The 13,142-nt window shown below is 53.7% G+C and carries 15 protein-coding genes; 6 read left to right on the top strand and 9 right to left on the bottom strand.

The features are described 5' to 3' along the window. The first annotated feature begins 68 nt into the window (after positions 1 to 68). The 4 genes from AC6CHM_RS12835 (at position 69) to AC6CHM_RS12820 (ending at position 2,675) form a co-directional block, all read left to right on the top strand. On the top strand, positions 69 to 809 hold the full coding sequence (locus tag AC6CHM_RS12835) for a TerC family protein (RefSeq protein WP_115054196.1): 741 nt from the start codon (positions 69 to 71) through the stop codon (positions 807 to 809). Between the two features lie 32 nt (positions 810 to 841). Then, on the top strand, positions 842 to 1,417 hold the full coding sequence (locus tag AC6CHM_RS12830) for a biotin transporter BioY (protein WP_440810502.1): 576 nt from the start codon (positions 842 to 844) through the stop codon (positions 1,415 to 1,417). After that, entirely contained in the window at positions 1,414 to 1,842 is a 429-nt protein-coding gene (locus AC6CHM_RS12825; protein WP_440810500.1) for a DUF1284 domain-containing protein, read from the top strand. Before AC6CHM_RS12830 ends, AC6CHM_RS12825 begins: the two co-directional genes overlap by 4 nt. An 83-nt stretch (positions 1,843 to 1,925) precedes the next feature. Then, the gene (locus AC6CHM_RS12820) at positions 1,926 to 2,675 is read left to right on the top strand and encodes a YebC/PmpR family DNA-binding transcriptional regulator (RefSeq protein ID WP_115054198.1); all 750 of its coding nucleotides are present in this window, start codon (positions 1,926 to 1,928) and stop codon (positions 2,673 to 2,675) included. 66 nt (positions 2,676 to 2,741) lie between these two features. On the opposite strand, the gene AC6CHM_RS12815 is transcribed toward AC6CHM_RS12820, so the two are convergent. The 3 genes from AC6CHM_RS12815 to rpmE form a co-directional block, all read right to left on the bottom strand. Further along, entirely contained in the window at positions 2,742 to 4,163 is a 1,422-nt protein-coding gene (locus tag AC6CHM_RS12815; protein WP_115054199.1) for an APC family permease, read from the bottom strand. A 62-nt stretch (positions 4,164 to 4,225) separates the two neighbouring features. Continuing rightward, on the bottom strand, positions 4,226 to 4,873 hold the full coding sequence (locus AC6CHM_RS12810; protein ID WP_115054200.1) for an Asp/Glu racemase: 648 nt from the start codon (positions 4,871 to 4,873) through the stop codon (positions 4,226 to 4,228). 84 nt (positions 4,874 to 4,957) lie between these two features. Further along, positions 4,958 to 5,179, bottom strand: a complete 222-nt coding sequence (gene rpmE, locus AC6CHM_RS12805) for a 50S ribosomal protein L31 (RefSeq protein WP_115054201.1) — start codon at positions 5,177 to 5,179, stop codon at positions 4,958 to 4,960. A gap of 214 nt (positions 5,180 to 5,393) precedes the next feature. Between rpmE and AC6CHM_RS12800 the strand changes: the two genes are divergently transcribed. Next, positions 5,394 to 7,208: an ABC transporter transmembrane domain-containing protein gene (locus AC6CHM_RS12800; protein ID WP_498173428.1), complete on the top strand. Its 1,815-nt coding sequence runs from the start codon at positions 5,394 to 5,396 to the stop codon at positions 7,206 to 7,208. 24 nt (positions 7,209 to 7,232) lie between these two features. Then, a complete protein-coding gene (locus tag AC6CHM_RS12795) occupies positions 7,233 to 7,586 on the top strand; it encodes a DUF1304 domain-containing protein (protein ID WP_498173427.1) in 354 nt (117 codons plus the stop codon). On the opposite strand, the gene AC6CHM_RS12790 is transcribed toward AC6CHM_RS12795, so the two are convergent. From AC6CHM_RS12790 to AC6CHM_RS12765, 6 genes are all read right to left on the bottom strand, one after another. Then, positions 7,583 to 8,614, bottom strand: coding sequence for a peptidoglycan -binding protein (locus AC6CHM_RS12790; protein WP_498173425.1), 1,032 nt, complete (start codon positions 8,612 to 8,614; stop codon positions 7,583 to 7,585). The genes AC6CHM_RS12795 and AC6CHM_RS12790 overlap by 4 nt on opposite strands. Before the next feature lie 2 nt (positions 8,615 to 8,616). Next, entirely contained in the window at positions 8,617 to 9,639 is a 1,023-nt protein-coding gene (locus AC6CHM_RS12785; RefSeq protein ID WP_115054273.1) for a MotA/TolQ/ExbB proton channel family protein, read from the bottom strand. A gap of 155 nt (positions 9,640 to 9,794) precedes the next feature. Next, complete coding sequence (locus tag AC6CHM_RS12780) at positions 9,795 to 10,586, bottom strand: inositol monophosphatase family protein (protein WP_498173424.1); 792 nt, start codon at positions 10,584 to 10,586, stop codon at positions 9,795 to 9,797. 72 nt (positions 10,587 to 10,658) lie between these two features. Beyond that, positions 10,659 to 11,222 (bottom strand): elongation factor P, encoded by a 564-nt coding sequence (efp, locus tag AC6CHM_RS12775; protein WP_498173423.1) that lies wholly within the window; start codon positions 11,220 to 11,222, stop codon positions 10,659 to 10,661. Positions 11,223 to 11,337: 115 nt separating this feature from the next. Beyond that, positions 11,338 to 12,408, bottom strand: coding sequence for a tetratricopeptide repeat protein (locus AC6CHM_RS12770; protein WP_115054274.1), 1,071 nt, complete (start codon positions 12,406 to 12,408; stop codon positions 11,338 to 11,340). A gap of 19 nt (positions 12,409 to 12,427) precedes the next feature. Continuing rightward, on the bottom strand, positions 12,428 to 13,090 hold the full coding sequence (locus tag AC6CHM_RS12765; protein WP_498173421.1) for a thiamine phosphate synthase: 663 nt from the start codon (positions 13,088 to 13,090) through the stop codon (positions 12,428 to 12,430). Between the last annotated feature and the right edge of the window lie 52 nt (positions 13,091 to 13,142).

The raw sequence follows: 13,142 nt of genomic DNA, 5'->3' as shown, positions 1-13,142 counted from the left end.
TACACTCCCAGTGGAGTGAATTGATATTTGCATCCCATCCGGTCATTTAACAAGGGACATACGACCCCATGGAAACCTTCCTTTCTTATTTCGATTTCATTTATCAACCAGCAGGACTTATCGCGCTTGTAACGCTGGTCGTCATGGAGATCGTGCTCGGGATCGATAATCTGATCTTTATCTCGATCCTCACCAACAAATTGCCGAAAGAACAGCAGGCTCGCGCCCGTCGCCTTGGTATTGGCGCCGCGCTGGTTCTGCGCATTGCGCTGCTGTTTACCATATCGATTATCGTACAGCTGACAGAACCGGTCTTCGAAGCTTTCGGCCATGGGTTCTCGTGGCGAGATCTAATCCTGATCGCCGGTGGTCTCTTCCTTGTGTGGAAAGCTACGAAGGAAATCCATCATACGGTCGATCATGAAGACGCCAAGGATGACATTATCGGTAGAAAGGTCACCTTGACCATGGGCGCCGCCATTGGTCAGATTCTATTGCTCGATCTGGTTTTCTCTGTCGACTCAATCATCACGGCGGTGGGTATGACCGACGAGATCGTGATTATGGTTATCGCGGTTCTTGCTGCTGTTACTGTCATGCTTTTTGCAGCGGAGCCCTTGTCGAAGTTTATCGCCAATAATCCAACCATTGTCATGCTGGCCTTGGGCTTCCTGCTCATGATCGGTATGACACTGATTGCGGATGGTTTCGGCTTCCATGTACCGAAGGGCTATATCTATGCCGCGATGGGCTTCTCTGCTCTTGTCGAGGCGCTCAATATGTTTGCGCGCCGCCGCAAGAAGCATTGAACTTTATTCAACCTCACTGGGGAAAAGTGAAAATGACACAGACTAATCCTGCTCAAGCCTTCGTGCCTTTAAAGCTAGCCAATCGTTCGCTTGGTTTTCAAGCTTTGGCGGTGGTTATAGGCACGATGTTTCTGGCCGTAAGTTCATGGATATCCGTACCCATGATTCCCGTGCCGATAACGATGCAAACCTTTGCGGTCACCATGGTTGGCGCACTGTATGGCTGGCGTTTGGGCGGGATTACCGTGGTCGCATGGCTTCTGCAATCCTTCATCGGACTGCCGGTTCTCGCCGAAGGGATGCCCGGCCAACTGGCCTTCGCCGGGCCCACGGCAGGTTACTTGTTTGCATTCCCAGTTGTTGCCGCGATGGTTGGTTATCTGGCTGAACGCGGGTTTACACGCAACCCGTTCAGTTCGGCAGTGGTCATGCTTATGGGCAATGCGCTCTGCCTTGCTGTCGGCGGATTGTGGCTGGCAGGTCTTTTTGGATTTGATGTCGCCTGGGCTTCGGGCGTTGCGCCATTCATTCTTGGCGGTGTTCTCAAATCTGCATTGGCTGCTGCAATGCTTGAAGCTCTGCGTCGTTCGGGTATCCGCTTGTCTTGACGGTAAAGCTTCGTCCGCACCATCTGCTTTGCATGCTGACCTATGTCGGCAAAGGCTATAGTCAGGCCTTTACCGACAATTACGACAGGGTCATCGAAAGGCTGGCTGGGGGCGAAGAAATAATTATCGGGGAGGGGCCGGACGAGATTTGTCAGCCCCTTCTCGAAACTACTGAGCCACACTGCCACAATGTGAGTGTAACAGAGCGCGATACGCAAGCGCTGCTCGACGTTGGCAAGCTGCTGGGGCGGACATTGCAGGTCGGTGACCGGCTCAAGATAAATCTTTCGACGCTTGAAGGATTGCGCCAAAGCTTTGCTGGTGGAACGACGCGCACGGCCTGTGTAGGCTGCGAATGGTTCAAACTTTGTACGACCGTATCCGCAGACGGCTATGACAGTGTAAAACTGCACATTGTTGAATGAATTTTGGCGGTGCTGGACGGCGCGGCTGTTTTTACTTATAAGGGCCCCCATTCCAAAACCGCAGACAAGCATGCAGGGGTGCCATGGCAGGCCATTCACAATTCAAGAACATCATGCACCGCAAAGGGCGTCAGGACGCCGTGCGGTCGAAAATCTTTTCCAAGCTGGGTCGCGAAATCACTGTCGCTGCTAAGCAGGGTCTGCCTGACCCGCTGATGAACCCACGCCTGCGTCTGGCTGTACAAAACGCCCGCGCGCAATCAATGCCAAAAGATAATATCGAGCGGGCCATCAAGAAGGCATCCGGTGGCGACGCCGAGAATTATGATGAAGTGCGCTATGAGGGTTACGGCCCGGGCGGCGTTGCTGTCATCGTCGAAGCGCTGACAGATAACCGGAATCGCACAGCGTCCAATGTGCGTGCAGCCTTTACGAAGGCGGGCGGCGCGTTGGGTGAAACCGGATCGGTTGGCTTCATGTTCAACCGAGTTGGGGAAATCACCTACAAGGTTGATGTTGGCGACGCCGACAAGGTTATGGAAGCAGCGATCGAAGCTGGCGCTGAAGACGTTACAAGCGATGAAGAAGGCCATGTCATTATCTGCGCCTTTGAAGACATTGGCGACGTATCGAAGGCTCTGGAAGCGGCACTAGGCGAAGCTGAATCCGTCAAGGCCATCTGGAAGCCTGCAACAACGGCTCCGGTCGATGAAGAGAAGGCACAGTCTGTGCTGCGTCTGCTTGCGACCTTGGACGATGATGATGACGTGCAGAATGTTTATGCGAATTTCGAGGTTAGTGACGAGGTTCTCGCCAAGTTAAGCGCTGCCTGATTTGAGGTTCCGTACAAGCTAAAAACCCTGCCGGATGAAAATCCGGCAGGGTTTTTTGCATTTAACTTAGTTCACTGGTCCGTCGCCGCCCAAAGCACTGAGGTCGGACTTTTCCGTAACGCCGGTAGCGCGATTGACGAGTACTGTGACGATCCACAGCACAACCCCAACGGCTATCAAAACTCCGGCGATTTTGTATTGAACCGGATCGCGGCCAGTCCATGGACCTGCGAAGAAAGCGCAGGAGATGGCACCTATAACAGGAAGGAAGGTCGGTGTGCGGAAATGCTCATGCTCGACTTTCTCCCGGCGCAAGATCAGAACGGCTATATTGACGATTGTAAATACGAACAGCAGCAGTAGCGCGGTTGTCCCGCCCAGTGCAGGGACCTCGCCGACAAACAGGATGAGCCCAAAGGCCAGAAGGGTCGTGAAGCCGATGGCAAGATAGGGCGTCCGACGCGTTGGATGCACCTTACCGAATATGGGCGGCAGGACATGTTCGCGGCTCATACCGTAAACCAATCGGCTTGCCATGAGCATATTGATCAAGGCGCTATTGGCTACTGCGAACATTGTTATGAAACCAAAAATCCAAAGCGGGAAATTGGGAGCTCCAGCCTGTACCACTTTGAGCAAAGGTGTTTCGCCTTCGCCAAGATCGGCAGGCGAAACGAGTGTGATGGCTGAAATCGAAACCAACACATAGATGGCGCCGGTAATGAAGAGCCCGGTGAGGAGTACTTTCGGGAAAATCCCGGAAGGGTTTTTGCATTCCTCAGCCATATTGACGGAATCCTCGAAGCCGACCATTGCAAAAAATGCCAGGGTGGTCGCTGCCATGACTGACCAGAAGATGCTGGAATCTGGAGTGCTGGCAAATTGGGTGATGCGGGAAACGTCGCCTTGACCGGCGCTGATGGCCCATAAGCCTATGAAAATAATGATTAGAAGGCCGGTAAGCTCAACTATTGTGAGAACCACATTGGCTTTCACGCTTTCTCCGACACCGCGAAAATTGACGATTGCAACCAGCGCCATGAAACCAAGGCCAACGAGCGAGATACCTATCCCGGACTCAAGATTGAGTTGGAATGCACCGGAGAGATTGGCGGCAAATGCGCGCGAGGCTGTCGACGCCGAGGTGATGCCGGAACACATGACAGTAAAGGCAACGAGGAATGTAACGAAGTGAATTCCGAAGGCTTTATGCGTGTAGAGAGCTGCCCCCGCAGCCCGCGGATATTTTGTTACCAGTTCCAGATAGCTGAATGCCGTGACAACGGCCACAACGAAAGCGATCAAAAATGGAAGCCAGACTACGCCGCCGACCTGTTTTGCGACTTGTCCGGTCAATGCATAAATGCCTGTGCCGAGAATATCGCCAACAATGAAAAGCAGGAGAAGCCAAGGTCCCATCACCCTATGCAAGCTTGGCTCAATCTTCGCGCCAGGCACTGTGCTGGCTCCGGAAGTTACGTCAGTCATTGCATGGTCCCTCCCTATGCACGCAGATGTATGAGAAAAGCTATTGGCGAAACAGCAGCTTGTCAAACGCTGGGGCGACAGGCGGCAATCGCTGCCGCCAGCCCTGAACTTGGCGAATCGAAAGGTCTTGGGCCTTTGGTAACATTGCCGGCTGCGCCCGCCATTGATGCTTGAGCCAAGGCCACAATATCGGCTCCCGCTTCATATGCAGCATCCGCTGCCTTGGCAATTGCCGCGCAATAGGCGATGTGATCACCGGCCAGAAGAAGGTCCCAGATTTCCGGAATCAAGCGCACATCAATCGTTGCATCAGTACCCTCCGCAGCTTGTGTAAAAAGCCGCGTCGTTGGCTCGATCGTTGTATCGAGAGCGCAAAGCGCAACCACCAAGCCGCCATTGCGGACAGAGCGTTTTGCCAGTTCCGCATCGACGCGCAGGACAGGGACGCCGGTTGATCCAAGCTGTTCAACTGAAGGGCCGAGTGTGGAGCAAGTCAGCATAACCACGTCGGCATCCCCGGTCAGGGCTTGCAATGCCGCTGCCGTCTCCTGTGCGATAGATGGCGTCAGCTTGCCTGCCTCACGCGCGGCCTGCAAAAGATCGGCCCGCACTTTGTGCATAAGTGTCCCGGCAGAAAGCCCGATTTTCATGCCAGCCTCTTCGAAGCCCGCAATATTGCTTTCGGCGGTATGCAGCAGAGCAATTTTCACGAATGGTGTCCCCCGAAAAAATCCGCAAACAAAAACGGCCCTGCAGAGCAGAGCCGTTTAAAGATGCCATAAGGGCAAAAAGAATTATATGCCGAGATTGCCGAAGCGCGTCTTGAACTTGGAAACGCGGCCGCCACGATCGGAAAGCTGTGCGTTGCCGCCTGTCCAGGCTGGGTGTGTGGAAGGATCGATATCGAGGTTCATCGTATCGCCTTCCTTGCCCCATGTGGAACGGGTCATATATTCTGTACCATCGGTCATGACGACTTTGATGTTATGGTAGTCAGGATGAATGTTGGCTTTCATCGGTAGTGTCCTAAACTGGAGGGCGCAAAACCGGAACCACTTTGGTTGTGGTAGTGCCGGTCAGGAGCCGATTGTTAAAGATGAAGCCAAACGCCACAGGGACTGCAGACGGTTGGGGCTTCCAAAACTGTTGGCGAGCCTATACATCAGCCTTCAAGCAATAACAAGGCCGTCTGGCTGCAAAGTCGCGAAAGCGATGTGAGGATATTGATTAATGGCAGATTCGGCTCAATCTCGCCTCGACGAGACAGAGAGAAAGCGCCGCTCGCTAAGGCCGTTGAGCCGCATCTTCCCCTATATGTCCCGCTATAAGGGCATGCTGGCAGGTGCTCTGGCTTCCCTGACACTGGCCGCCGTGACGACTTTAACCTTGCCGCTTGCAGTGCGGCGCATGATTGATCACGGTTTTAGCGGCGCCAATGGTGCATTTATCGACAATTATTTCGGTATGCTCGTTTTGCTCGCCGCTCTGCTGGCAGTCGCTTCGGCTGGCCGCTATTATTTCGTCATCACATTGGGCGAGCGGATTATTTCCGATTTGCGCCGCGATGTCTTTTCACATTTGACCAAGCTGTCGCCGGCATTTTTTGATGGCACCCAGTCCGGCGAGATCGTCTCTCGTTTGACCGCCGACACGACGCAAATCAAATCTGCTGTGGGTGCAACGGCATCCATTGCTTTGCGCAATCTGATTCTGGCCCTTGGTGCTATTTTCATGATGGTGATTACAAGTCTGAAACTTTCCAGTCTCGTTATCGCGGCGATTCCCGTTATTATCATTCCGCTCGTCGCATTTGGCCGGTCTGTGCGTAGGCGCTCGCGCCGGGCACAGGATACGCTAGCTGGTGCCACAGCCTATGCCAGCGAATCCATTGTTTCCGTGCGAACATTGCAGGCTTTCACCAATGAAACGCTGGCAACCTCGCGCTATAGCGCTGCGGTTGAGGATGCATTTTTGGCGGCGCGGGCTTCGGTCAAGGCGAGGGCGGTGCTGACGGCATTTGCCATTTTCATGATTTTCTCCAGCGTTGTTGCAGTTCTCTGGTTTGGATCACGCGATGTTCTCTCCGGGATGATGACGCCCGGAACATTGGGGCAGTTTCTACTCTATTCCGTTTTTGCGGCAGGTGCCCTGGGTGCACTTTCCGAGGTTTGGGGAGAGTTGTCACAAGCGTCCGGCGCCGCGGAGCGATTGACAGAAATTCTCAATGAGCAGCCCGCTATTGCAGCTCCGGCAAATCCAGTCGCCTTGCCTGAGCCACCAGTGGGCTCCGTTGCGTTTGCTCAGGTGCAATTCAATTATCCGGCACGGCCTGACGCGCCAGCATTAAAAGGGCTCGATTTTGTGATCCAGCCCGGTGAGACGGTTGCCATCGTTGGACCATCTGGTGCGGGTAAAAGCACCGTCTTTTCACTGTTGCTACGCTATTACGACCCGCTATCAGGGCGTATCGAGCTGGATGGTGTTGATATTCGTGACGTTGATCCAGCAGAGTTACGTGCTCGTATCGCCATTGTCCCGCAAGACACGACTATTTTTGCTGCCACTGTTGGCGAGAATATCGGTTTCGGTCGCCCCGGTGCAAGCGAAGCTGACATTGAGGCCGCAGCCAAGGCAGCACTGGCGCATGATTTTATTAGCGCACTCGATCATGGCTACGACACTCAAGTCGGAGAGCGCGGTGTAACGCTTTCCGGCGGTCAGCGCCAACGCGTTGCAATTGCACGGGCGATTTTGCGCAATGCACCGATATTGCTGCTTGATGAAGCAACGTCCGCGCTTGATGCGGAAAGCGAAATGCTGGTGCAGAAGGCGCTTGATCATTTGATGGAAGGGCGGACAACGCTGGTTATCGCTCATAGACTTGCAACAGTCCTGAAGGCTGATCGTATTCTGGTCATGGAAAATGGCCGCATTGTCGAAGAGGGCACGCATCAGGCACTGGTGAAAAAGAACGGCATCTATGCCAATCTTGCGAAATTACAATTCGAAGCGGGCGCGGATGCATTTAAAGGCGCAGCTGAATAGGCGTCAGGATCGAGGGGATCGAGGATGGTTGCGAATATTCTGATTGCGCTGGTGGCTCTGCTCCATGTCTATTTCATGTATTTGGAAATGGTTGCCTGGGACAAACCGCTGGGTTTGAAGACATTCCGGCTCAGTCAGGAATTCGCCACAGCGTCCAAAGCTTTGGCGATGAATCAAGGGCTTTATAATGGCTTTCTGGTTGCTGGCCTTGTTTGGGGTCTGTGGCTCGGCGAAAGCGGTTTTGCGATCAAGATATTCTTTCTCGGCTGTGTGTTCGTGGCTGGCATTTTCGGCGCAATAACTGTTGGCAGGAAGATATTATATGTTCAGGCACTTCCGGCCCTGATCGCAATATTGGCAACAATTTACGCGATTTAACGCTCGGTTAGCTTCAGCTCGATACGGCGGTTTTTTGCACGCACTTCTGGAGTGTCACCCGGTTCAAGCGGTTGGAATTCGCCAAAGCCGGCGGCAACCAGCCTGTTTGCCGGAACGCCATTAGCAATCAGGAATTTTACCACTGAGATGGCACGAGCCGAAGAAAGCTCCCAATTGTCCTTGAATTGGCCTGTACCGGACAACGCAATATCGTCCGTGTGACCGTCGACGCGCAAAACCCAATTGATATCCTCGGGGATTTCCTTTTGCAGATCGATCAGCGCCAGTGCCAGCTTCTTCATTTCTTCAGAACCGGCGGGATTTAATACTGCGGCACCTGACGGGAACAAAACTTCCGACTGGAAAACAAAACGATCGCCAACAATGCGAATATTCTCACGATCCGACAAGATTTCGCGTAACCGTCCAAAGAAGTCAGAACGATAGCGATTCAACTCCTGTACACGCTGTGCCAAGGCAACATTGAGCCGTTTGCCGAGATCAGCGATCTTCGCATTAGACTCTTTATCACGCGATTCAGAGGCGTTCAGTGCTTCTTCGAGCGCACCGATTTGTCTGCGAAGGGCCGAAATTTGCTGATTGAGCAATTCCACCTGGGACAGTGCGCGGGCGCTGATCTGTTTTTCATTCTCCAGCCCGGTCGACAGTTCGTTGATCTTGCCTTCTGCCGCGGCACCGGCACCAGCACCTTGCGACAATAATGATTGCAGACGCGATTGCTCGCTTTGCGCATTGGTCAAGGATGCCTGCAGATTTGCGATCGTGTCTTCCAGATCCTGCTTATTGCCTTGCTCAAGCGAAAGCAGCTGCGTCAATTCATTGATCTGAGAATTGAGCCGGTTGAGTACCGCGTCCTTGCCCGTAATTTCCTGACTCAAGAGAAATTGAGCCAGAACAAAGACCGACAGCAGAAACATGATGGAGAGCAAAAGCGTCGACAAAGCGTCAACGAAGCCCGGCCAATAATCCACATGACGGATGGGGCGGCGTTTGCGACCAAGACCCATCGTCAGCTTGCCTTGTTGCGTTCGATAGAATCGCCGAGCTTATCGAGCGTCTTGCGGATGGCTTTTTGCTCGTCGGCTTGTTTCTCAACCCAATCGCGCATGATTTGTTGTTCTGCTCGCATGTTTTTGACGAGGCCCTGAATACCTTCGGCAAGGCTGGCCAAGGCAGCCGTCGTTCGCTGACTTGAACCGCCGGTTTCCTGGATGTTTTGCAAGCGCTCGGAAAGGGCGCGCAATTCGTCGGATGTCCCGCTGTTCACCGCATCAATTGCGTGCAGGTCGGAACCGAGATCAGTGACGCTGGAAAGCCAGTTCTCCAGCTCGGTATAGAAACGGTTCTGGGCGCGCCCGGCCTGCAAGTCGAGAAAACCAAGGATCAATGAGCCGGAAAGACCGAAGAGGGATGAGGAAAATGCTGTGCCCATGCCGCGTAGTGGCGACTCAAGACCAGCCTTCAAGGAATCCAGAACACTATTGGCGTCGCCCGCGCGCGGGTCGAGAGACTGAATGGTTGTTCCAATAGAACCGATCGTTTCCAGCAAACCCCAGAACGTACCGAGCAGACCGAGAAAAACCAGAAGCCCAATGAGATAGCGCGAAATATCCCGCGTTTCGTCCAACCGGGCTGCAATGGAGTCAAGCATTGAACTCATGGCGCTTGTTGAAAGAGCCATGGATTGACGCCGGCCGATCAGCGCGCGCATTGGCGCAAGCATGACAGGTCGTGCATCCGGATCAACATTGCCGCGCCGGAATGAATTGACCCACCGCACCTCGGGAAACAGACGGATGACCTGACCGAAGCCTAGAAGGATGCCGACAACGAGCACGCCGATGATGAGACCATTCAAGCCGGGATTGGTGGTGAAAAACCCGGATATTTGGCGAAAGAGGATGGCGCCCAGAAATGCAACGATGACCAGGAAAATCGCCATCGACAAAAGAACGAACCTTGGGCTTGAAAGCCGGTAGGGATCGTAATCATCGTGGTCCAGCCCTTGGCGGGTCGAACTGAAATCAGCCATCATATCGTCTCCGCGGTTCGGTTGGCTGCGCGCTTCAAGCGCGTGCCAAATCGATTTCTGCGAACCCTAACCGAAAATGCGCTGCAATTGAAAGACGCAATAGGGCAACGATGGAACAATAAATTCCATTCGAGTGACGCAGGCGGTGGTTCGGATCAGACGGGCTTCTTGAGGGCTTTTACCAGTGCCTTCTGGACTGCTTCATTGCCAGCCACGATCGCTTTGCTCTCAACCACATCCTGACCGCCATTAAGGTCGGTCACATAGCCGCCAGCTTCCCGGATCATGATGATGCCTGCGCCGATATCCCAAGGGTTCAAGCCGTCCTCCCAGAAGCCGTCAAAACGTCCGGCGGCTACATAGGCGAGGTCAAGTGCAGCAGCGCCCATCCGGCGAACGCCCGAAACTTCACCCATGATGTTGCGCAATTGGAGCAGGTAGTTGCCGTGGTCACCACGGCCAAGATGAGGAACACCTGTGCCGATGATGGAGTCCACAAGTTTTGTGCGTCCCGAAACGCGCAGCCGGCGATCATTGAGGAATGCTCCACCGCCACGTTCTGCGGTATAAAGCTCATCCATGGCTGGATTGAAGATTACGCCGGCAACGATCTGGCCCTGACGTTCAAGCGCGATTGAAACGGCAAACATCGGGATGCCATGTAGGAAATTTGTCGTACCGTCCAATGGATCAACCAACCAGCGATGCTGTCCGTCAGTGCCTTCGACCGCGCCGGTTTCTTCCATCAGGAAGCTATAATCGGGGCGGGCACGCTTCAGCTCGGCATAGATGATTTCTTCGGCTTTCCTATCGGCCTGACTAACATAATCGCCGGGGCCTTTAAGCGATACCTGCAAATTCTGAACTTCGCCAAAATCACGAGCGAGCGACCGGCCTGCCTTCATTGCAGCCTGAACCATCACATTGAGTATCGCTGAACGCGCCATTCGACTTATTTCTCCGTAGTATAGAATGAGTGCGGCAACACGCTTTCAATGTGCTGCCGCTTGTGTCCGGTCTTAGTCAGCCCGACGAACATATGTCAGTTCATTGGTGTCGACGATGATACGTTCACCGGACGAAATGAATGGCGGCACAAGAACGCGAATTCCGTTTTCGAGGACAGCAGGCTTATAAGAGGACGCAGCGGTCTGGCCCTTGACGACAGGATCAGCTTCCGTGATTTCAAGCGTGACATAATCTGGCAGGGAAATACCAATCGGGCGCTCATCATAAAGCTCGACGGTAACCATCATGCCATCCTGAAGGAAAGCGGCGCGGTCGCCAACGAAATCTTTCTGCAGTTCCAGTTGTTCGTAGCTGGCTGTGTCCATGAAGACCAGCGCCTCGCCCTGTTCGTAAAGGAAGGAGAAGTCCTTCTGTTCAAGGCGAACTTTTTCAACTGTTTCAGCGGAACGGAAACGCTCGTTCAACTTTGTGCCATTGATCAGGTTCTTCAGCTCTACCTGATTATAGGCGCCGCCTTTGCCGGGTTTGACATGGTTTGTTCTGACCGCGACCCAAAGTCCGCCATCATGTTCAATCACATTGCCAGGACGGATTTCATTACCGTTGATTTTCATTTGTCTATCCGGATTGAAGTTGAGAGTTGGCGCCAACATGAAAAGCGGCGTCCAATAATGGCGCTCCAAGACCACAAATTCGCGCAATAGGCAAGCGAAAGCGCAAAAACAGCTACTAACGGAGCTTATTTGCCTCGGTAATTGCTGCTTTCATCTGATCGTCATCCAGCCCATCCATGAAAGAATTCAGATCAGGATCGTTCAGTCCGGCACGTCGTGCCACGATGTACCATGCTGCTGCCTTGATGCTGTCGCCTTCCACGCCCAAGCCATCGCGATATAGTTTTGCAAGCCGTGCCTGTGCGGCAACATTGCCTCCCACCGCAGCACGAAGCATCCAGCCGAAACCGGACTTATAGTCGCGTTTGCCGCCGCGCCCTTCCACAAGCCATGTTCCAAGGTCCATCTGGGCGGTATCATAACCCTTAATGGCAGCCTTTATCAGATATTGGCGCGCTTTAGGCTCATCGCGTTGAATCTTGACTGTACCATTGGCTAAAATCTGGCTGACGGCATACTCGCCATCAGCGAGGCCCTTTTCTGCGGCCTGCAGGAACCACGGATAGGCATTGTCCAGCCCGGTTTCGCCCGGATGCTCCTGCATGAGAATCTGTCCAAGATTGAACTGCGCTGCGGCATTGCCCGCATTGGCTGCCGCTTTCATTAGTTCCTTGGCTTTGACGGGATCTTTAGTTGCATATTTGCCTTCAAGCAGAATGCCTGCGTAGCGAAATTGCGCTTCCGGTTGGCCCTGCTCGGCCGCCTTGGCATACCATTTTGCCGATTCAGCAAGACTGGCGGGAACACCCAAGCCTCTGGCGAGAATATCTGCAACGAGTACCTGCGCTGTCGCATCGCCAGCTTCGGCACGCGGCATCGCCAGATTATAGGCGGTCTTGTAAAGCCCGCGTTGATAAGCGCCAAAAGCTTCGTCTTCGGCGCCTTTACCAAAACGGGTGGGATTAATTGGTTCGGTAACGGGAGCGCCCAAAGGTTTGGGCTTATCTTGCTTGGGAGTTGTATCGGGTGATTCAAGCTGTGCGGGTGCAGGATCGGTTGGATTTTGAGCGGGGCTGGTGATGGATGGCGATGTGTCAGGCGTTTGCTGCGCAAAACCAGAGCCTGCCAGCACTGCCATCAAAGCTGCCGAAAAAAAACTTAAGAGAGCAACGCGCTTCAATTCCATCAGTCCTGCTTCGCTTTCATCAGTTTCCGTCTTCAAATGCGGGTGCGTGCTCGTCAAGCAGGCGATTGGCCTCTTTAATCGCTGCGGCAGGGTCCGCACCGTCGAATATCGCGGCACCCAAAGCAATAAATTCGGCGCGCGTGGAAACTGCATCCGGGATGCTTTCCAGCGTATTCCCCGCCTGGATGATGCAGGGGATTTCGACCATCGACGCCCACCAATCAGCCAAATCAATATTTCGCGGATGCGCTTCCGGTTTATTGTCGGCACCAATTTTACCGAAAAGCACATAATCCGGAGCTGCCTCGCCAATTTCAAGCGCGGTGTGCCGGTTTTTGATGTTGCCTGTCCCAACGATCATCTTGGGCGAAAGCCGCGTAATAGTGTCGGCAAGCTCGGCAACGGGGCCTTCAAAATGCAACCCATCAGCTTTGACCCGGCCCGCAATCTGGGTGTTGCCAACAATAATGGCAGCCGCTCCCGATTCCTGAATCAGCGGAACCGCAGCCTCGGCCAAATTCTGGAATGTGGTTTCGTCCATTTCATAGGGAGGCAACAGCACCGAAGCCACGTCACCGCCACTCAGCGCCGCGCCGAGTTTTGCTACAAGCTCGCTGACACTGGCGGCATTGGGCGCAACCAGAACAATACGGCAACGCTTTAGATTCGGTTCGCTGTTCATCTGTTACCCCGACTATCGTTCTTCTTTAACTGTTAAATCATGATCGAATTCG

The organism is Phyllobacterium sp. GQ127, assembly GCF_059758635.1.
The sequence above is the reverse complement of the archived record's forward strand: the minus strand, read 5'-3'. Positions and strand labels throughout refer to the sequence as shown.